Consider the following 19,980-nt stretch of genomic DNA (forward strand, 5'->3'; position numbering starts at 1 on the left):
GATCCATTTATATATAAGCTATAGCTTAATCCTTATTACTACGCTTGCGCTCCAAGTGATCGAGAATCACCTTGCGCATACGCATACTCTTAGGAGTTACCTCTACGTACTCATCCTCGCGGATATACTCCAGACACTCCTCAAGGCTCATCACGGTCTTAGGAATCACGCGAGCCTTATCATCAGAACCGGAAGCACGCACGTTGGTCAGCTGCTTTGCCTTGGTTACATTAACCACCAGGTCGTTTTCGTGAACATGCTCACCGACAACCTCGCCGCCGTAAACCTCCTCACCTGGGTCGATGAAGAACTTACCGCGATCCTGCAGCTTATCGATGGCGTAAGCATAGGCAGTACCTGTCTCCAGCGCAATCATGCTACCGTTAGAACGGCGGGTAATCTCGCCCTTGTATGGCTGATACTCCTTGAAACGGTGGGCCATGATAGCCTCACCCTGAGAAGCAGTGAGCACATTGGTACGAAGACCGATGATACCACGTGAAGGAATATCGAACTCGATATCCACACGGTCGCCCATGTTCAACATAGAGGTCATATCACCCTTACGACGGGTAACCATATCAATCATCTTAGAAGCGAACTCCTCAGGAACGTTGATGGTCAACTCCTCGATAGGCTCACACTTCACGCCATCAATCTCCTTGTAGATAACCTGTGGCTGACCTACCTGAAGCTCATAGCCCTCACGACGCATGGTCTCGATGAGCACAGAGAGATGGAGCACACCACGGCCCGAAACAATCCACTTATCGGTGGTGTCCTCGTAAGGCTGAACACGAAGAGCCAGGTTCTTCTCCAACTCCTTGTTCAAGCGCTCCTGGATATGACGAGATGTACAGAACTTACCCTCCTTACCGAAGAAAGGAGAATCGTTGATGGTGAAGAGCATACTCATGGTAGGCTCATCCACAGCGATAGGAGGAAGTGGTTCTGGGTTCTCGAAGTCGCAGATGGTATCACCAATCTCGAACTTCTCCAAACCGACAACGGCACAGATGTCGCCAGAATCCACATGGTCTGTCTTCTTATGACCCATACCCTCGAAGGTATGGAGTTCCTTGATCTTAGTCTTCTCCTGGGTACCGTCACGATGGCAGATAGTGATGTTCATACCATCCTTCAAAGTACCACGGTGTACACGACCTACTGCGATACGACCGGTGTAAGAGCTATAATCAAGAGATGTAATCAAGAGCTGAGGAGTACCCTCCAGCTGCTTAGGAGCAGGGATAATCTCCACAATCTTGTCGAGCAGATAATCGATGTTGTCTGTTGGCTTGTTGTAGTCATCACTCATCCAGCCATTCTTGGCAGAACCGTAAACTACAGTAAAGTCAAGCTGATCCTCAGTAGCATCGAGGTCGCACATCAGGTCGAACACCATCTCGTACACCTCTTCAGGGCGACAGTTAGGCTTATCTACCTTATTAACGACAACGATAGGCTTCAGTCCGAGCTGCAATGCCTTCTGCAGCACGAAACGGGTCTGAGGCATAGGACCCTCGAAAGCATCGACGAGGAGGAGGCAACCGTCTGCCATGTTGAGCACGCGCTCAACCTCACCACCGAAGTCAGAGTGTCCTGGAGTATCGAGAATATTAATCTTAGTACCTTTCCAATTGATTGACACATTCTTTGAGAGAATGGTTATACCACGCTCGCGCTCCAAATCGTTGGAATCGAGCACCTCGCCGCTGTTATCCTGGCCGTCACGGAACAGCTTACCAGCGAGCATCATCTTGTCAACCAAGGTAGTCTTACCATGGTCAACGTGTGCAATAACTGCAATGTTTCTAATGTCTTGCATTTCCTTTACCTTAAATACTTTATGAATTTGGGTGCAAAATTACAAAAAATTCCCGAAAAATTTGCATAATTCAGTGAAAAGTTGTACCTTTGCACCGCATTTTAACGGAAACCACCGTGAGGAAGGTCCAAAAGATGCATAACATTCATTCATAATAATTAAATTTTAAGTATCACAGCTATGTATTTAGACAAAGCAAAAAAAGAAGAGATCTTTAGCAAGTACGGAAAGTCTAACTCTGATACTGGTTCAGCTGAGAGCCAGATAGCATTGTTCTCATACCGTATTGCTCATTTGACGGAGCACGTTAAGAAGAACCGTAAAGATTATACTACAACACGTGCGTTGACACAGCTTGTAGGAAAGCGTCGTGCATTGCTCGATTACTTGTATGATCGCGACATCAATCGCTATCGTGCTATCATCAAGGCCCTCGGTCTTCGTAAGTAATCAGCGCAAGCAGACACATTGCTTAACAGAATTAAAAATCCCATCGCTCGCAAGAACGATGGGATTTTTTTGTTTCTCATTCTTTATAATATTTCCTTCAAGGGCTTCATCACGAAGTCACGCTCCTCCATCAACGGATGAGGAACCTTGAAATCAGGCTCATCGATTTTCAAATCATCAATGAGCAGGATGTCGATGTCGATGATACGGTCGAAATACTCTCCATCCACCGATTTCATCGTACGCCCCATCTCTCGCTCTATCTTCTGAGTGGCTTCCAATACCTGGCGAGGAGCCATCTCCGTCAGCACCAACACACAGGCATTGATGTAATAATTTGGCGATGAATAGCCCCAAGGCTCAGTTTCGTAAAGAGCAGACTGGCGCTTGACCACACCAATCTGCTCTCCTATTTTATCTATTGCCTCACGAATGTTGTGCTTTCTATTGCCCAAATTCGTTCCGAGACCTAAATATACTTTATACATACTTATTCACACTTTTGCAAAAACTGTGGATAACTCAGTCTAAGACCTGTACATCAACGACTTAATTATACACAAAAAGCGTTTATTTCGCAATTAATCCGGAAGAATCAACAATGAATCGCCGTAACAACCGAACATATAACCATTCTTCACTGCCTTCTTATAGCACTCCATAACCATGTCGTAACCGCCAAAGGCAGCAGTATTCATCAGGAGTGTAGACTCAGGCTGATAGAAATTGGCTACCATACTGTCTGCCAATCCGAAATCGTATGGAGGGAAGATAAACTTGTTGGTCCAGCCATCAAATGCCTTCATCATACCATCTGTACCCACAGCTGTCTCTGTAGCCTTGAGCACACTTGTTCCAATGGCACAGACATGGTGACCAGACAACTTGGTGTTATTCACCAATTCACATGCATCCTTGGTGATAATCATCTGCTCAGAATCCATCTTGTGCTTGGTAAGATCCTCCACCTCAATCTCGTGGAAGTTGCCAAGTCCGCAATGCAAAGTAATGAAAGCCTTGTTGATGCCATCAATCTCCATACGCTTCATCAACTCTCTGGAGAAGTGGAGACCAGTAGCTGGAGCAGTTACAGCACCTTCCTTCTCTGCAAATACGCACTGGAAATCGTCCATATCTTCCTCTGTAGCGTGATGCACCTCACGGTTATCAATCACATAACGTGGCAATGGAGCCTCACCCAATGCAAAGAGAGACTTCTTGAAGACATCATGCTTTCCTTCTTCATCATAGAGGAAACGAAGGGTACGACCACGGCTGGTGGTATTATCGATAACCTCAGCTACCATCTCGTTCACATCGTCAAAGAACAACTTGTTGCCAATACGAATCTTGCGGGCAGGCTCTACGAGTACATCCCAAAGACGCATCTCCGGATTCAATTCACGGAGCAGGAACACTTCAATCTTGGCATCAGTCTTCTCCTTGGTACCATAAAGACGGGCTGGGAAAACCTTGGTGTCATTGAATACAAAGGTATCACCCTCGGTAAAGTAGTTGACAATATCCTTGAACTGCAAGTATACAGGATTGCCGTCGGCATCCACCATATCCTTGCCATCCTCATCCTTCTTATACATTTCGATGGTTTCTGACTTCTTATGGAGCACCATGAGACGAGACTCGTCACGGCGAGTCACCTCGAATACACGTTCTCCACTTGCTGTCTTAACCACACGTCTTGCTTTATGTGGATAAAGTGCCACCTGCTCTTTTGGCAACTTGAAATTGAATTGTGATAGTTTCATGTTATATATTTTTCTCCTTTCTAAATGATTACTAATTTCTATTTTATTATTCTCAAAAGACAACACTTACTTTGCAGCCTGGGTGCTGTCTTCTAAAGTCTGAGCATCCAACCATTCCTGGAAATGATCGAAGTCGATACAGTTCTCAACGGCAAAACTTCCTGCCTTGGTACGGCGAAGGGCTGTAAGGAATGCACCACTATCCAAAGCACGACCGATGTCACGTGCCAGAGAACGGATGTAGGTTCCCTTACCACAAACAACACGGATGCTCGCCGTCTTCTCCTCATCGTTGTAGTCGGTGAGTTCAATCTCATCCACACGTACGGTCTTTGGCTTCAACTGCACGTCTTCTCCCGCACGACGAAGGGCATAAGAGCGATCACCATTCACCTTCACGGCACTGTAGGTAGGTGGTACCTGCTGGATTTCGCCCACAAACTGCTTGAGTGTTTCCTCTACCAGTTCACGGGTGATGTGCTTGGTAGGGAAAGTATGATTCACGCTGTGCTCCTTATCATAGCTAGCCGTAGTAGCACCAAGCTGCAAGGTGGCAGTATATTCCTTGGTATGGGTCTGCAACTCTTCTATCTGCTTGGTACATTTTCCTGTACAGAGCACCAACACGCCAGTGGCAAGGGGATCGAGCGTACCGGCATGTCCTATCTTCACCTTAAATCCGAGCTTCTTGCTGAGCAGATAGCGAACATGCGCCAAGGCTCCGAAACTCGACATGCGATAAGGCTTGTCGATGGCAATAATTTCTCCTTTTCTGAAATCCATTATGAAATATTTAATCCACCATCTGCATGTCTACACCACAAAGGCCGCAGATGATGATGATGAGTCCTACAACGATACGATACCAGCCGAAAGCTGCGAAACCGTACTTGGTGACATAATTGATGAAAAACTTGATGGCGAGGATGGCAACGACGAATGCTACCACTGAGCCTAAAATCAATGTTACCAGGTTATTACCCTGAGTGAGCAACGAACCGCCACCATGGCTGATGAGTTTATAAAGCTCCAGACAAGTAGCACCAAACATAGTTGGAACCGCCAAGAAGAATGAGAATTCTGCAGCCGCCTTACGAGTAAGACGCTGAGACATACCACCCACGATGGTTGACATAGAACGAGACACACCAGGAATCATCGCAATACACTGGATAAAACCGATGGTCAAGGCACGCTTGTAAGTAAGCTTAGTCTGCTCACTACCTTTATTGAATATCTTATCGCAGAAGAGCATGAAAATACCACCCACAACGAGCATCCAACCTACCAACTGTACATTGCCAAGGTTAGACTCAATAAAATCATTAAAGGCAAGACCCAACACCACCGCAGGAACAGTACCCACTACCAATCGTGCATAGAAATCGAACATTGCCTTCCAATAGGTCTTCTCGCCTGTTTTCACTGAATCCGGATAGAAAAATCTCTTCCAATACAAACAGATAACAGAGAGAATAGCACCAAACTGAATGATGACAGTAAAAGCGTTAACAAACTGATCCTGAATATCTACGCCCAACAAATTTTCGGTGATAATCATGTGACCTGTACTTGACACAGGCAAGAACTCGGTCAATCCCTCTACAATAGCGATAATGATTGTCTGAATAAAATCCATCTAATAATAATATGTATATTAATTATAAATTATTAATTGTCTTTCGGCTTGCGTATTACTGCATAGATGATTGAGAGGAAACCAATCAATGTAACGGTTGGTGCCACAACGATACGACGAGTACTGAAGATATCAGTATCGAAAGTATGCTCATTAGAGCCAGCTCCGCTCATCAAGAGGAAACCGATGATGACAATTGCCATGCCAATTGCCAACAAGATGAAGTTCATCTTGTCAAATGCTAAATTCTTCTTATCCATTATATATAATGTTTAATGTGTAATGTTTAAATCTTATACAAATCTCCTGCCTTCATCTTCAGGAACTTATTTACAGAGATGCTTGCGCACAAAGCCGTGATGATGATACCGAAGAGGAACACAGAGCCACCAGTTATAGCCAGTTCCTGCCAACCCAACACGTTGAGCAACTCAGGCTCATGCAATGACCAGGCATAAAGACAGCCACCCAGGAATCCATCTGCCAGCAAAGCTGCCACCACGCCTATCACCATCGCTCTTTTCAGGAATGGCTTACGGATAAAGCCCCATGAAGCGCCGACCAGTTTCATCGTATGAATAGAGAATCGACGGGCATAAATACCTAAGCGTACCGTATTGTTGATTAATGAGAAGGATATGAAAGTAAGCAAGACTGCCACAATCAACAAACCAATGCTAATCTTAGCGAGCGTATTGTTGACCTGCTCTATCAAATCATGCTGATAACTGACCTCAGTTACACGCGGATAAGCCTTCAATTCCTTGGCAATCCATGTCAGGGAATCATTATTGGCATAATCTGCCTGAGTCGTAATTTCAATAGAAGGCTGGAATGGGTTTACACCGGCGAACTCACTAGGATTGGTACCCAATTCCTTAGTAGCTTCCTTCAACGCCTGTTCTTTCGTAATATAAGTCAAATCCTTTACGTAAGGACGGGCATTCAAGCGTTTACACATCTGCAAACCTTCCGGATTGGTCATATCCTGCTCCAGCATCACCTGTACCACCAGGTTCTCCTTCACATACGACGAGAGATTCCGCCCCATGAGGACAGAGAAGATGACCAAACCCAACAAAACGAGCACCATGGCGGTGCTGATGCATAAAGTAACAACCTGCAATCCACGATGATTGCGAGGTTTATATTGTTTCTTTCTCATTATCAATTCTATTTATTTCTGACTGAAAAGGGCGTAATTACCCAAATTGTCTGCAAAGGTACATATAAACGAAGAGATAACAAAATAAAATTGCATTTATTTACATTTATTCGGAAAAATAAGAATAACAGAAACGAGAAAAAGGGCCGACCTCACGGCCAGCCCTTCCTATACAGAGTAAAATTCAAATAGGTATGACTTGAACTTTTACTTAATTTAATCTATTTGCTTTTATGGGACTTGCTAATCCCTAACAAATCTTACAACTTGGTGATGACACCCTTCTCTGAACTCTCCAGGAACTGGATGATGTTCTGAATCTCCGGACCATCTGGCACCTGATCCTTGATCTGGTTGATGGCATCGAAGAGGGATGTCTGGCCATGGAATACCAATCGGTAGGCATTTGCAATATGCTTGCGAATCTTCTCGGTAACCTCGGCTGCTTCCATAATGATGGTGTTAGGACCTGCATACTTCACAGGCTTTCCACCGGCAATGATATAAGGAGGAATATCCTTAGAGAAGGTAGTACCTGCCTGAATCATCGCCAAGTCGCCTACTCTAGTCTTGGCGTTCTCTACTACGGATGTTGAGTAGATGACACCGTTACCGATCACGCAGTCGCCCGCAATCTTGGTACCATAACCGAATACGCAACCGTTGCCGATTACGGTATCGTGAGAGATATGGGCACCTTCCATCAGGAAGTTGTTGTTGCCCAGAACGGTCTTGCCACCCTTGTGAGTACCACGGTTGATAACCACATTCTCACGGATGGTATTGTTGTCGCCAATCACTACCTCACTCTCCTCACCAGTAAAGTTGAAATCCTGTGGGAGGGCAGCGATAACGGCTGCCTGGAACACCTTATTATTATTACCCATGCGAGTACCGTTCATGATGCTCACGAAGGGATAGATGGTACAGTTGTCGCCGATGACCACATCGTCCTCGATATAGGCGAATGGATAGATCTTGCAGTTGTCTCCAATCTTAGCTTTTGGAGAAACCTCTGCCTTTGGACTTATTATACTAGCCATAATTATTAATTATCAATTATTAATTATTAATTATCAATTACTTAGCTCCTCCACCCAATGCATAGTAGAGGTTTACCACTGCCTGCATCTTGTAGAAGTCATCAGCTACCTTTGAGAGTTGTACGTTGAGCAGTGAAGACTGTGCCTGGATTACTTCCAGATAAGAACCGCCAGCCTCTGACATCAACTTACGTGTATCCTCCACATTCTTCTCGAGTACGGCGATGCGCTTAGCCTCCACCTTACCCTTCTCGTCAGAATAGTTGTAGAGCACGAGTGCATTGCTCACCTCGCTACCTGCCTTCAGCACGGTGTTCTGCCAGGTGTTGTAAGCCTGCTCGTACTGCATCTTAGCCACCTTCAAGCCGGCAATGATTCTACCATTCTGGAAGATTGGCTGAACCAATGAACCAACAGCAGAAAGCAACCACTTGCCTGGATTCACGATGCCTGCACCAGCAGAATTGGTGAATGCACCTGTACCAGAAATGGTGATAGATGGATAGAACTTGCTGCGGGCAGTCTCTATGCCATAGAAGCACTGAGCCAGATTCATCTCGGCTGCGTGAACATCAGCACGGTTGTTGAGCAACTGGATGCCTACGCCGGTAGAGAAAGTAGTAGGAAGACTCTGGGTCTCCAGCTTGCCACGGGCAATAGAATGAGCCTGGTCGCCGATGAGAAGACTCAGGGAATTCTCTGTCTCACGAATCTGTCGCATCAGGTCGGTCTTCTGAGTCAACACAGCATAGTAGTTGCTCTCGGCAGCCTGAACGGAAGTTCCGCGATAACCCAGCTTGGTATCCTTCAGCACCTTCATCATCTCCCAAGTATCCTTGGTCAAGCCTTCCATATTGTTAACCAGCTCCACCTGCTTGTCGAGCATCAACAGTGTATAATACATGTTGGCGATATTGGCGATGAGGTTGGTCTGCACAGACACCTGATAGTCCTTCAACTGGAGCAGCGCCATCTGGGCACTGCGCTTCTGAGAGAGCAGGTTGCCGAAGAGGTCAACAGTCCAACTGGCAGTTACAGGCAAGCTGTAAGTCTTGGTAGCAGCCTGACCGTCCCAGGAAGCGATGGTTCCCTGAGGAGTGAAAGACAAGGAAGGCACAAACGCCAACTTGGCACACTTCAACTGCTCTTCAGCCATCTTCACGTTCAAAGCCGCATTGAGGAGGTTGACATTATTGTTCAATCCCTTCTCGATGATTGACTGGAGCTGAGGGTCGGTGAAGACACTGCGCCAAGGGATGTTAGCGAAGGTAGTAGTATCCTTTACAGCCAAAGTATCTGTATCAGAAGCTACATCGCGAACCAATCCACTGGTCTTCACATCCGGACGCTCATACTTTCCGTATAGAGTCTTGCAGCTGCTCAATGAGAGCGCTGCGAGACCTAATATGATGATATTTAAATTCTTTTTCATTGTTTCCTTTGAAGTTACATTGCGTTATTACTTCTTCTCGATACCCTTATGCTGTTGAGCGGCATTGGCATACTGCTCCAACTCGACAGCAACCTCCTCGTTCAACTCATCCTCGAACTTCAATGGAGTCAACTTCTCCTGCAACCACTGGAAGACTGCGAAGAGAGCAGGAACCACAAAGATCTGACAGAGAGTACCAATCAACATACCACCTACAGCGGCAGCACCCAGGGTCTGGTTTCCATTCTTACCTACACCTGATGCAAACATCAGAGGCAACAGACCGATAACCATCGCCAGAGAGGTCATCAGGATAGGACGGAGACGGGCACCGGCACCCAGGATAGCTGAGTACTTGATGGCCATACCCGTACGACGACGCTCGAGGGCGAACTGTACAATCAGGATGGCATTCTTAGCCAACAGACCGATCAACATAATCAACGAAATCTGCATGTAGATATCGTTAGAGTGACCGAAGATATTGGTAAAGATGAACGAACCTGCCAAACCGAATGGGATAGACAATACCACAGACAGAGGCAAGATGTAACTCTCGTACTGGGCACTCAAGATCAGGTAAACGAATACGATACAGAGTGCGAAGATCAAACCTGTAGAGTTGCTTGATTCAGCCTCAGAACGGGTCAAACCAGAGTACTCATAACCATAGCCTTCTGGCAATGTCTCCTTGGCTACCTCAGCAATCGCCTTCATACCGTCACCGGTAGAGTAACCGGTGTTAGGAGTTACAGATACATCCATAGAGGTAAACAGGTTGAAACGTGTAATGTTAGATGGACCATAAATTTTCTTCAAGTTCACGAACTCGCTTACAGGAGACATGGTGCCATCAGCACAACGAACGTAAATCTTGCTCAGATCGTCTGGCTTCATACGATTCTCCGGACCAGCCTGAATCATGACACGGTAGAGCTTACCGTAGGCATTGAAGTTAGATGCGTAGAGACCACCGAGGTAACCCTGCATCACAGACAATACAGAAGATGGAGAGATACCAGCCTGCTTGGTCTTGGCAACATCTACATCCACCATATACTGAGGATAGTTAGGGTTGTACTGAGTCTGAGCGGTCTGGATTTCAGGGCGCTTGTTCAACTCTGCCAGGAACTTCTTCACATTGTCATAGAACTTGTTCAAGTCACCACCGGTCTTATCCTGCATAGTCATGGTAATACCATTCTGTACAGAGAAACCGGAAATCATAGGTGGAGCGAAGGCAAGAACCTGTGCATCCTTGATGGAAGCAGTCTGCTTGTAGATCATACCCAATACAGAAGTATATTCCATAGGGTTGACAAACAAAGCCTCAATACCGCCACCCGTACAAGCCTCCTTGATACGGTGGAAGAATCCACCCGGACGCTCCTCGAATGGCTTCAGCTTCACGATGATGGTACCCTGGTTAGAACCGGCACCGCCAATGAAGCTATAACCCATGATGGCGTTACGGGTTGCGATGGCTGGGTTGTTAGCCAGCATCTTATCCACCTGCTTTACCACCTCGGCAGTACGTTCCTGAGAGGTACCAGGAGCTGTAGAGATACAAGCGAAGATAGTACCGGTATCCTCATCAGGCACCAGACCCGTCTTGGTAGTACCCATCAGGGCAACCAGACCTACAATACTGACAGCCACGAGGCTACCTGCGATGACACCGTGGTTGATAACCCACTTGACGCCACCCTTATACTTATTGGTAATCTTCTCAAACTGATAGTTGAATCCTGCGTGGAATCGGTCGATGAAAGACATCTTCTTCTCGTGACCCTCCTCGTGTGGCTTCAGCAATACGGCACAAAGTGCAGGAGACAAGGTCAACGCATTGATAGCCGAAATAACGATAGATACCGCCATGGTTACACCGAACTCACGGTAGAAGTAACCGGAAGTACCACCGATGAATGATACAGGAACGAACACGGCAGACATCACCAATGTAATAGAGATGATGGCGCTGGAGATTTCGTTCATCGCATCGATAGATGCTGTAAGAGCACTCTTGTAACCCTGGTCGAGCTTGGCGTGAACCGCCTCGACCACCACGATGGCATCATCGACCACAATCGCGATAGCCAGCAGCAGGGCTGACAGCGTAAGCAGGTTGATGGAGAATCCGAAGATCCAGAGGAAGAGGAACGTACCAATCAAAGCCACAGGTACGGCAATCATAGGAATCAGCGTAGAACGGAAGTCCTGCAAGAAGATATACACTACGATGAACACCAGTACCAGGGTGATGATCAAGGTGAAGATTACCTCCTCGATAGATGCGAACAAGAACTCGGTAACATCCATCAGGATGACATTCTTCAACCCTGGAGGATAACTTTTCTCCAGTTCATCCAACGTTTTCTTTACGTCGCTTGCAATCTGGGTAGCGTTGGATCCGGCAATCTGCTGAACCATACCCATCACGGCAGGCTGACCATCATTGAGCAGGTTTACATTATACTGCAAACCACCCAACTCAATCTTGGCAACTTCACCCAGACGGAGAGTCTGACCGGAAGTATTGCTCTTGATGAGGATGTTCTCATACTCCAATGGAGTCTTCAAACGACCCTTGTAGCGCAAGGTATATTCATACTGCATATCAGAGCTTTCACCGAAGCTACCAGGGGCAGCCTCGATATTCTGCTCTGCCAAAGCCTGAGAAACATCAGAAGGAACCAGTCCGAACTCCTTCATCTTCTCTGGCTTCAACCAGATACGCATAGAGTAGTTACGGGTAGAAGGGCTCTGCACATCACCCACACCATTGATACGCTTCAACTGAGGAACGACGTTGATCAGGGCGTAGTTGGTAACAAACTGGTCGTCGTAACGGCCATCGTCTGTAGTCAGAGCGAACATGATGACGTTGGAACTCTGTCGCTTGGTTACGGTGACACCCACCTTGGTAACCTCGGCAGGCAGCAGAGACTGCGCCTGAGACACACGGTTCTGTACATTGACCGCAGCCATATCAGGGTCAGAACCCTGCTTGAAATAAACGGTGATGCTGGCATAACCTGAGTTAGACGCAGAAGAGGTCATGTAGGTCATGTTCTCCACACCGTTGATACTCTCCTCCAGAGGAGCGATGACAGAGTTCAACACCGTCTGGGCATCAGCACCCTGATAGGAGGTAGATACCGAGATGGTAGGCGGCGCGATATTCGGATACTGCTCAATAGGCAGCGATACCAAGCCGATGATACCCAGCAAGACGAAGAAGATGGAAACCACCGTCGAAAGTACCGGGCGCTTTATAAAGTTTGTAAATGTCATATTGCTTTAATTAAGAATTAATAATTAACAATTAATAATTACATTCCAGCGCATACCGTTCTGTTGCGGATGCACATCATACATTATTAATTATACATTATACATTATTAATTATATTACTTCTTTCCGCCCATTGCAGTAGCGAATGCGTGAGCATTGTCCTGAGACTCACTCAACTTGGCAGCCTCAGCAATCTTCTGATTGTAACGCTCCAGAGTGATAGGCTTGATCTGCTGACCATCGGTCAACTTGGTGATACCCTTCAAAACGATGCGGTCGCCTACATGGAGACCAGAAGTTACGATATAGTTCTTGCCATCATCCTGTGGATTTACCTTGATCTCAGAATACTTCACCTTGTTATCCTTGGTTACTACGTAAACGAAGATCTTATCCTGCACCTGAGAGCAAGCCTCCTGAGGGATGACGATAGCACTGTTATGATCGTTAGGAACCACGATAGAACCTGCACCACCACTCTTCAGCAACTTCTCTGGGTTAGGGAAGTGAGCAATGAGAGAGATAGAACCAGAAGTTGCATCGATGACACCACTCATCTTGACAACCTTACCTGGATGATTATAGATAGAACCATCAGCCAACTGCAACTTAACAGCTGGGAACGCAGCAATGGCTGCCTGAACACTACCATTGGTCTTAGACATACTCAATATCTGAGACTCTGAGAGTGAGAAGAACACCTCCATGGTGCTGATGTTGGAAACAGTAGTCAAAGCCTGACCAGAAGCGCTAACCAAAGCACCCACCTTGAAAGGAAGGCTACCTACAACACCTGCTGAAGGGCTGGTAACGGTACACCAAGCCAACTGCTCACGGGCTGAAGCCAAAGAAGCCTCTGCCTGAGCTACCTGAGCCTTAGCGGTTGCATAGCTGTTAGCTGCTGTAGAAAGTTCATATTCACCGATAATCTTGCTATCATACAATTTCTTATTGTTCTGGTAAGTCAACTTTGCAGTGTTAGCCTGAGCCTTGGCTGTATTGACAGCGGCAGCAGCTGAACGGACAGCGGCCTGATAAGTCTCGCTATCGATTGAGAACAAAGCCTGACCAGCAGAAACTGTCTGACCCTCATGTACAAAAACCTTTGTAATGAAGCCAGAAACCTTAGGACGCACCTCAACATCCTGAATACCCTTGATGGTAGCAGGATAGGTAGTCTGCAATGCGGCGCTGGAAGTGCCGATAGTAGCCACAGCGAACTCATCGTCGCCGAAGTTAGGCAGACCGCCCTTCTTACTTCCACCACATGATGTCAACGCAGCAAGAACACAAACTGCTGCAACAAACAAAACGCTTTTAATTTTCATACCTATTTATATTATAATTTATTATTTAATCTTTTTACTTCCTTAAGTTACAACGCTTTTCCGCCCTCCGGCGAAAACTAAGAAACGCCTCTAAGTTTTAAAGGCGCTGCAAAATTACTAATAATAAACGAATAACGGCTCGCATGGAGCCGTTATTTAACAAAAATTATTCTCTATTTTAAGTTTTCTGCATTTACAAGTCCCATCTCCTGTGCCTTCTTCATCAAAAGCTCCATCAATGGTTCCCGCTCGTTAGCCACTTTATTGTCCAGTACAGCATCCTTAAGATACTGCTTCAAGGTACCGACCTCGCGACATGGAGTAAGGTGGAACATCTCCATAATCTCATTGCCATCGATACATGGCTGGAGCAGACGTTTGTAATCACGTTCCTGCAAATCAACAAGTTTCTCGCGCACCATCTTGAAATTATCCAGGAAACGCTGCTTGCGAACCTGGTTCTTGCTGGTTATATCTGCTTCGCAGAGGGTCATCAGATCGTTGATATCATCGCCAGCATCATTCAGCAGACGGCGAACGGCGCTATCCGTCACCTCTTCATCAGCAATCACAATCGGACGCATGTGGAGTTCCACCAGCTTCTGTACATACTTCATCTTTGCATCCATCGGCAGTTTCATACGGCGGAAGATGTTCGGAATCATCTTGGCGCCTATGATATTATGGCTATGGAAGGTCCAACCGATGCTGTTATCCCATCGCTTGCTTTTCGGTTTGCCGATATCATGGAAGAGTGCCGCCCAACGAAGCCAGAGATTATCAGAATGCTTGCATACATTCTCAAGCACCTCCATCGTATGGTCATAATTGTTCTTATGCGCTCTTCCGTTCCGTGTTTCCACCTTATCCATCACTACCAGTTCCGGCAGGATGAGGTCAAGCAGACCTGTATCCTTCAAATAATAAAATCCACTGCTAGGATGCTTAGAGAGCATAATCTTGTTCATCTCGTCACAGATGCGCTCGGCACTGATGATCTTCAGGCGCTCGGCATTACGGGAGAGAGCATCATAGGTCTCATCTTCTATCTGGAAATTGAGCTGAGTGGCAAAACGCACACAACGCATCATACGGAGCGGGTCATCAGAGAAGGTAATATCTGGGTCGAGAGGAGTGGCAATAATACCATCTTCCATATCATAAACGCCATCGAACGGATCTACAAGTTCACCGAATCGCTTTTTATTCAAGCAGATAGCCATTGCATTGATAGTGAAATCCCGGCGGTTCTGATCATCCTCCAGAGTTCCATCTTCCACAATAGGCTTTCTGGAATCATGGTTATAGCTCTCCTTACGGGCTCCCACAAACTCCACTTCCATATCATGATACTTCACCTGAGCAGTTCCGAAATTCCGGAACACAGAGAGATATGCATTCTTTCCGAGCAATGTTTTCAAGGCAGAAGCTACCTCAATACCACTACCCACCACAACGACATCTATATCATTGGAAGGTCGCTCCAAGAACAAATCACGCACATATCCACCAACCACATAACATTCCACAGCCAACGAATCCGCTACCTCTGAAATCTTATGAAATATATCCTTATCCAGTATTTGTGCCAGTTCGGCATTGGTCAAATTTCTCATACTCTTTTTTCTTTCGGGGTGCAAAGTTACTGCAAATCGAAGACAATACAAAATAAAAAAAGATTTTTTTTGTTTTTATTGTTGAGATGCCGCGTAACTTATCAAAAGTTACTGCAAAATGAGCGAAAAACAAAATAAATTGCGATTTATTTTTTCTTCCGAATGCAGCGTAACTTATCCAAAGTTACTGCAAATTATGTAAAATACAAAATAATTATTTGGCTATTTCATAATAAATGCGTAAATTTGCACCGAATTTCGAAATTATTATGGCAGATTTATTAAAAACAGAACAGCAGTTTAAGGCTGTCATGGGTGAATGCAGGGCATTATTTGAGAAGAAGCTTCATGATTATGGAGCCTCTTGGAGAATCTTGCGCCCTTCTTCTCTGACAGACCAGCTCTATATCAAGGCTAAGCGTATCCGCTCGCTCGAAATCAAGAAAGAATCTTTGGTTGGCGAAGGCATACGTCCGGAATTCATCGCCCTTATTAATTATGGTATTGTGGGACTCATCCAGCTGGAAAAACCATTCGTGGATGAAGTAGACATGACGCCAGAAGAGGCAATGAAGTTATATGACCTCCATGCACAGGAAGCATTGGAACTGATGCTCAGGAAGAACCATGACTATGACGAGGCTTGGCGTTCGATGAGAGTCAGCAGCTATACCGATTTCATCCTTACCAAGATTCAGCGCGTAAAGGAAATAGAAGATATCGCTGGTGCCACGCTCGTGTCAGAAGGCATTGATGCCAACTATATGGACATCATCAACTATGCCGTGTTTGGAGCCATCAAGATGAGCGAATAAGGGTAAATGAATAATTCAAATGGAGAATAAGGCTACTCATATCTTAACCAAGATTGCGGTGAATATCGGGCGATTGCTCATGGCGACAACCTTCATATTCTCAGGATTCGTGAAGGGAATGGACCCATTGGGTACGCAATACAAGATAACCGACTATCTGGAAGCACTGCATATTGACTGGATATTCCCCTCATGGAGTACACTTGGCATGTCGGTTCTGCTAGGAATGATAGAGTTTGCCATCGGTATTTTCCTGCTGTTTGCCATCCATAGGAGGCAGGTCAGCCGGATTACTCTGTTCATCATGAGCGTGATGACGCTGATTACTTTATGGATAGTCATCGCAGACCCTGTAAAAGACTGCGGATGCTTCGGTGATGCCATTATCCTATCGAATACAGAGACTTTCATCAAGAACATCATCCTCCTGGCGATAGCTCTCTTATTGTGGAGAAAGCCGTTTGAAATGAAACGACTGATATCAAAGCCGACTCAATGGATCGTAATCAATTATACGTTCATCTTCTCTATCTGCGTAAGCTTATGGAGTCTTTGGACACTTCCACAATTCGACTTCCGCCCATATCATATCGGTGCCAACATCGCTAAAGGGATGGAAATACCAAAGGGAGCCAAACAGCCTAAGTTTGATACGACCTTCATTCTGGAAAAGAACGGAGAGCGAAAGGAGTTCACGATAGACAACTACCCAGACTCTACCTGGACATTCATCGACAGTAAGACGGTACAGACAGAAGAGGGATATGTGCCTCCTATCCACGATTTCAGTATCGAAGACACTCAGACGGGTCTAGACATCACCCAAGAGGTGATCCATCGTAAGGGATACACCTTCATCTTGGTTTCGCCCCATCTGGAATTTGCCGATGATGCCAACTTTGGGAACATCGATGAGATCTATGAATACGCCAATGATCATGGCTACAAGTTCATCTGCCTTACGGCAAGTACCGAAAAAGGTATCAAGCACTGGCAAGACATCACAGGCGCAGAGTATCCGTTCTATCTCACTGACGAGACCACGCTGAAGACTGTGATCCGCAGCAATCCGGGTCTGCTCTTGCTGAAAGACGGAACCATTATCCAGAAATGGAGCCACAATGATCTCCCAAATATGACAGAGATAGCAGGCAAGCCGCTGGAGCAGACAGAGATAGGCAAGATGCCGGAAGTAAGTGCAGCCAAGAAGATAGCAGGCATGGTTTCATGGTTCGTCATACCATTGGTATTACTCACCATCGCCGACAGGCTCTGGGCTTGGGGCGCATGGATTAGAAAGAAAGAGAATTCAAACAGAATATTATCAACTTTTAAAAAGAAAAGAAAAATGAGAAAGAAAATTGTAGCAGGTAACTGGAAAATGAACATGAACCTGCAGGACGGTGTTGCTCTCGCTAAGGAGATCAACGAGGCATTGGTAGCAGACAAGCCAAACTGCGACGTAGTAATCTGTACTCCATTCATCCACTTGGCTTCTGTAGCTCAGGTTTTGGATTCAAAGATTGTAGGTCTCGGTGCAGAGAACTGCGCAGACAAGGCTAAGGGTGCTTTCACAGGTGAGGTTTCAGCTGAGATGGTAAAGAGCACAGGTGCTCAGTACGTTATCCTCGGCCACTCAGAGCGTCGTCAGTACTATGGCGAGACAGCAGAGATCTTGAAGGAGAAGGTAGAGTTGGCTTTGGCTAACGGTTTGAAGGTCATCTTCTGCTGCGGTGAGACTCTCGAGGAGCGTGAGGCAGAGAAGCAGAACGAGGTTGTTAAGGCTGAGTTGGAGGGTTCAGTATTCCACTTGAGCGCTGAGGCTTGGAAGAACATCATCCTTGCTTACGAGCCAATCTGGGCTATCGGTACAGGTAAGACTGCTACTTCTGACCAGGCTGAGGAGATGTTGGCATACATCCGCTCTATCGTAGCTGAGAAGTATGGCAACGAGGCTGCTGAGGAGACATCAATCCTCTACGGTGGTAGCTGCAAGGCTAGCAACGCACCTGAGCTCTTCGCTAAGCCAAACATCGACGGTGGCTTGATTGGTGGTGCTTCTTTGAAGGCTGCTGATTTCAAGGGTATCATCGACGCTTGGAAGAAGTAATTAATAAGTCTACAGACTTAATAAAAAATTGAAGGGATGTTTTCTAAGTGAAGAAGCATCCCTTCTTCATCAAAACTACGATATTAATAATAAAAGGAATAGTCATGAAACAATTCGTCACATTATTGATTATCATCCTCAGTACAAGCATGACCGCTCATGCTCAAACTTACCTGGATCATCTGAAAGAGAAGAATCAGGGACAGGGTGTTGTGACCGTTCACCAAAGCAAGGCAATAGATGAATTGGTTAACGGAAAGAAGTTTACGCCCCAAGACGACAAGACCAAGACTACACCACAACCACAAAAGAACGGAACAGATACTCAGCAGAAGGGAGTAACTCCTACTACTCAGCACAAACAGGGTCCAGACTCATTAAAGAAGACTGAACCTCAGCGCCATGAGACAGCCAAAGAAGGTGTCCATGAAAGTAATGCGCAAAAATCAGAAACCCCAAAAGACGAAAAAGACAACACTGTTGTAGACATGCGCAAGAAAGTGATGCGCAAGAGCTATAAGGTTACAGGATATAGAGTACAGGTTTATGCCGGAGGCAATTCACGCAACGACCGTCTGAAAGCAGAACAGACTGGCAATACACTCAAGATGAAATTCCCGGAGCAGCCAGTATATGTTCATTTCTACTCACCAAGATGGATTTGCCGCATGGGCAACTTCCGCAACCTTAACGATGCCCGGAAGGTATTGATTAAGGTAAAAGCACTTGGATACAAGCAAGCCTGCCTCGTAAAGGGACAGATTAAAGTGCAGTATTAAAAAGTGAAGAGTGAAGAATGAAGAATGAAGAATTCAACAGCTTTACTAATCATAAAGTTCAATGTTCAAAGCTCAAAGTTCAAAGTAAATAAGATATGAATCCAGAAACAGAATTTCGCGAGGGATTAGACGAACTCGCAGGACACTATAAAGAAGTATTGAAACTCTTAGGAGAAGATCCTGAACGTGAAGGTCTTGCGAAGACTCCGATGCGCGTAGCCAAAGCTATGCAGATATTGACTCGCGGCTACACACAGGATGCTCATAAGGTATTGACTGATGCCTTGTTTGAGGAGAAATACAACCAGATGGTTATCGTTAAAGACATCGACTTCTTCTCGATGTGCGAGCACCACATGCTGCCTTTCTACGGAAAAGTTCATGTAGCCTATATCCCAAACGGAAAGATTACCGGCCTCAGCAAGATTGCACGTGTGGTAGACATCTACAGTCATCGTCTGCAGGTACAGGAGCGACTTACCCAACAGATTAAAGACTGCATCCAAGAGACATTGAATCCTCAGGGAGTGATGGTGGTCATTGAAGCCAAGCACATGTGCATGCAGATGAGAGGTGTGGAGAAGCAGAATTCCATTACAACAACAAGTGACTACAGTGGCGTATTCAATTCCCTGAATACCCGCCAAGAGTTCATGAGCTTGCTGAGAGGAGAAACAAAGAGAATCTAATTATTATAATGATTAGTTATTAGTGA

Annotated in this window: 17 protein-coding genes; 5 read left to right on the forward strand and 12 right to left on the reverse strand. The window is 45.8% G+C overall.

Annotated features, from left to right (window positions below):
• Nucleotides 1-25 precede the first annotated feature (25 nt).
• Nucleotides 26-1,828, reverse strand: coding sequence for a translational GTPase TypA (gene typA / locus F7D73_RS10345; RefSeq protein WP_153124459.1), 1,803 nt, complete (start codon nt 1,826-1,828; stop codon nt 26-28).
• A 180-nt stretch (nt 1,829-2,008) separates the two neighbouring features.
• Between typA and rpsO the strand changes: the two genes are divergently transcribed.
• Nucleotides 2,009-2,278: a 30S ribosomal protein S15 gene (rpsO, locus tag F7D73_RS10350; RefSeq protein ID WP_022122065.1), complete on the forward strand. Its 270-nt coding sequence runs from the start codon at nt 2,009-2,011 to the stop codon at nt 2,276-2,278.
• Nucleotides 2,279-2,361: 83 nt separating this feature from the next.
• Here the strand turns inward: rpsO and folK are convergent, their stop codons facing one another.
• From folK to F7D73_RS10405, 11 genes are all read right to left on the reverse strand, one after another.
• Nucleotides 2,362-2,766: a 2-amino-4-hydroxy-6-hydroxymethyldihydropteridine diphosphokinase gene (gene folK / locus F7D73_RS10355; RefSeq protein WP_153124461.1), complete on the reverse strand. Its 405-nt coding sequence runs from the start codon at nt 2,764-2,766 to the stop codon at nt 2,362-2,364.
• A 93-nt stretch (nt 2,767-2,859) separates the two neighbouring features.
• The gene (gene queA, locus F7D73_RS10360; RefSeq protein ID WP_153124463.1) at nt 2,860-4,044 is read right to left on the reverse strand and encodes a tRNA preQ1(34) S-adenosylmethionine ribosyltransferase-isomerase QueA; all 1,185 of its coding nucleotides are present in this window, start codon (nt 4,042-4,044) and stop codon (nt 2,860-2,862) included.
• A 66-nt stretch (nt 4,045-4,110) separates the two neighbouring features.
• Nucleotides 4,111-4,827, reverse strand: a complete 717-nt coding sequence (truB, locus tag F7D73_RS10365; RefSeq protein ID WP_153124465.1) for a tRNA pseudouridine(55) synthase TruB — start codon at nt 4,825-4,827, stop codon at nt 4,111-4,113.
• A gap of 10 nt (nt 4,828-4,837) precedes the next feature.
• Nucleotides 4,838-5,683 (reverse strand): undecaprenyl-diphosphate phosphatase, encoded by an 846-nt coding sequence (locus F7D73_RS10370; protein ID WP_153124466.1) that lies wholly within the window; start codon nt 5,681-5,683, stop codon nt 4,838-4,840.
• Between the two features lie 32 nt (nt 5,684-5,715).
• Nucleotides 5,716-5,943, reverse strand: a complete 228-nt coding sequence (locus tag F7D73_RS10375; protein ID WP_153124468.1) for a DUF3098 domain-containing protein — start codon at nt 5,941-5,943, stop codon at nt 5,716-5,718.
• Nucleotides 5,944-5,969: 26 nt separating this feature from the next.
• On the reverse strand, nt 5,970-6,848 hold the full coding sequence (locus F7D73_RS10380) for a cell division protein FtsX (RefSeq protein WP_153124470.1): 879 nt from the start codon (nt 6,846-6,848) through the stop codon (nt 5,970-5,972).
• A gap of 260 nt (nt 6,849-7,108) precedes the next feature.
• The gene (gene lpxA / locus F7D73_RS10385) at nt 7,109-7,891 is read right to left on the reverse strand and encodes an acyl-ACP--UDP-N-acetylglucosamine O-acyltransferase (RefSeq protein WP_153124472.1); all 783 of its coding nucleotides are present in this window, start codon (nt 7,889-7,891) and stop codon (nt 7,109-7,111) included.
• 37 nt (nt 7,892-7,928) lie between these two features.
• Nucleotides 7,929-9,323 carry an efflux transporter outer membrane subunit gene (locus F7D73_RS10390; protein WP_153124474.1) on the reverse strand — a complete coding sequence of 465 codons (1,395 nt, stop codon included), beginning with the start codon at nt 9,321-9,323 and terminating at the stop codon, nt 7,929-7,931.
• A gap of 27 nt (nt 9,324-9,350) precedes the next feature.
• Nucleotides 9,351-12,617, reverse strand: a complete 3,267-nt coding sequence (locus tag F7D73_RS10395; RefSeq protein WP_153124476.1) for an efflux RND transporter permease subunit — start codon at nt 12,615-12,617, stop codon at nt 9,351-9,353.
• A gap of 116 nt (nt 12,618-12,733) precedes the next feature.
• On the reverse strand, nt 12,734-13,945 hold the full coding sequence (locus F7D73_RS10400; protein WP_153124478.1) for an efflux RND transporter periplasmic adaptor subunit: 1,212 nt from the start codon (nt 13,943-13,945) through the stop codon (nt 12,734-12,736).
• A gap of 173 nt (nt 13,946-14,118) precedes the next feature.
• A complete protein-coding gene (locus tag F7D73_RS10405; protein ID WP_153124481.1) occupies nt 14,119-15,561 on the reverse strand; it encodes a CCA tRNA nucleotidyltransferase in 1,443 nt (480 codons plus the stop codon).
• A 269-nt stretch (nt 15,562-15,830) separates the two neighbouring features.
• Here F7D73_RS10405 and F7D73_RS10410 point away from each other — a divergent pair, with 269 nt between their 5' ends.
• The 4 genes from F7D73_RS10410 to folE all read left to right on the forward strand — a co-directional run bounded on the left by F7D73_RS10410 (nt 15,831) and on the right by folE (nt 19,954).
• On the forward strand, nt 15,831-16,376 hold the full coding sequence (locus F7D73_RS10410) for a DUF1599 domain-containing protein (protein WP_228117710.1): 546 nt from the start codon (nt 15,831-15,833) through the stop codon (nt 16,374-16,376).
• Nucleotides 16,377-16,395: 19 nt separating this feature from the next.
• Complete coding sequence (locus F7D73_RS10415; RefSeq protein WP_153124485.1) at nt 16,396-18,486, forward strand: BT_3928 family protein; 2,091 nt, start codon at nt 16,396-16,398, stop codon at nt 18,484-18,486.
• A gap of 104 nt (nt 18,487-18,590) precedes the next feature.
• Entirely contained in the window at nt 18,591-19,265 is a 675-nt protein-coding gene (locus F7D73_RS10420; protein ID WP_153124487.1) for an SPOR domain-containing protein, read from the forward strand.
• Between the two features lie 95 nt (nt 19,266-19,360).
• Nucleotides 19,361-19,954 carry a GTP cyclohydrolase I FolE gene (folE, locus tag F7D73_RS10425; RefSeq protein ID WP_153124489.1) on the forward strand — a complete coding sequence of 198 codons (594 nt, stop codon included), beginning with the start codon at nt 19,361-19,363 and terminating at the stop codon, nt 19,952-19,954.
• Nucleotides 19,955-19,980 lie beyond the last annotated feature (26 nt).

The organism is Segatella copri (assembly GCF_009494395.1).
Lineage (GTDB): Bacteria > Bacteroidota > Bacteroidia > Bacteroidales > Bacteroidaceae > Prevotella.

What these genes read in the sequence shown, in the direction of transcription:
- F7D73_RS10400 (WP_153124478.1), bottom strand. Translation starts at nt 13,945, where the DNA reads ATGAAAATTAAAAGCGTTTTGTTTGTTGCAGCAGTTTGTGTTCTTGCT.
- rpsO (WP_022122065.1), top strand. Translation starts at nt 2,009, where the DNA reads ATGTATTTAGACAAAGCAAAAAAAGAAGAGATCTTTAGCAAGTACGGA.
- F7D73_RS10420 (WP_153124487.1), top strand. Translation starts at nt 18,591, where the DNA reads ATGAAACAATTCGTCACATTATTGATTATCATCCTCAGTACAAGCATG.
- F7D73_RS10370 (WP_153124466.1), bottom strand. Translation starts at nt 5,683, where the DNA reads ATGGATTTTATTCAGACAATCATTATCGCTATTGTAGAGGGATTGACC.
- truB (WP_153124465.1), bottom strand. Translation starts at nt 4,827, where the DNA reads ATGGATTTCAGAAAAGGAGAAATTATTGCCATCGACAAGCCTTATCGC.
- queA (WP_153124463.1), bottom strand. Translation starts at nt 4,044, where the DNA reads ATGAAACTATCACAATTCAATTTCAAGTTGCCAAAAGAGCAGGTGGCA.
- F7D73_RS10380 (WP_153124470.1), bottom strand. Translation starts at nt 6,848, where the DNA reads ATGAGAAAGAAACAATATAAACCTCGCAATCATCGTGGATTGCAGGTT.
- folE (WP_153124489.1), top strand. Translation starts at nt 19,361, where the DNA reads ATGAATCCAGAAACAGAATTTCGCGAGGGATTAGACGAACTCGCAGGA.
- lpxA (WP_153124472.1), bottom strand. Translation starts at nt 7,891, where the DNA reads ATGGCTAGTATAATAAGTCCAAAGGCAGAGGTTTCTCCAAAAGCTAAG.
- F7D73_RS10390 (WP_153124474.1), bottom strand. Translation starts at nt 9,323, where the DNA reads ATGAAAAAGAATTTAAATATCATCATATTAGGTCTCGCAGCGCTCTCA.
- F7D73_RS10395 (WP_153124476.1), bottom strand. Translation starts at nt 12,617, where the DNA reads ATGACATTTACAAACTTTATAAAGCGCCCGGTACTTTCGACGGTGGTT.
- F7D73_RS10415 (WP_153124485.1), top strand. Translation starts at nt 16,396, where the DNA reads ATGGAGAATAAGGCTACTCATATCTTAACCAAGATTGCGGTGAATATC.
- folK (WP_153124461.1), bottom strand. Translation starts at nt 2,766, where the DNA reads ATGTATAAAGTATATTTAGGTCTCGGAACGAATTTGGGCAATAGAAAG.
- F7D73_RS10410 (WP_228117710.1), top strand. Translation starts at nt 15,831, where the DNA reads ATGGCAGATTTATTAAAAACAGAACAGCAGTTTAAGGCTGTCATGGGT.
- F7D73_RS10405 (WP_153124481.1), bottom strand. Translation starts at nt 15,561, where the DNA reads ATGAGAAATTTGACCAATGCCGAACTGGCACAAATACTGGATAAGGAT.
- F7D73_RS10375 (WP_153124468.1), bottom strand. Translation starts at nt 5,943, where the DNA reads ATGGATAAGAAGAATTTAGCATTTGACAAGATGAACTTCATCTTGTTG.
- typA (WP_153124459.1), bottom strand. Translation starts at nt 1,828, where the DNA reads ATGCAAGACATTAGAAACATTGCAGTTATTGCACACGTTGACCATGGT.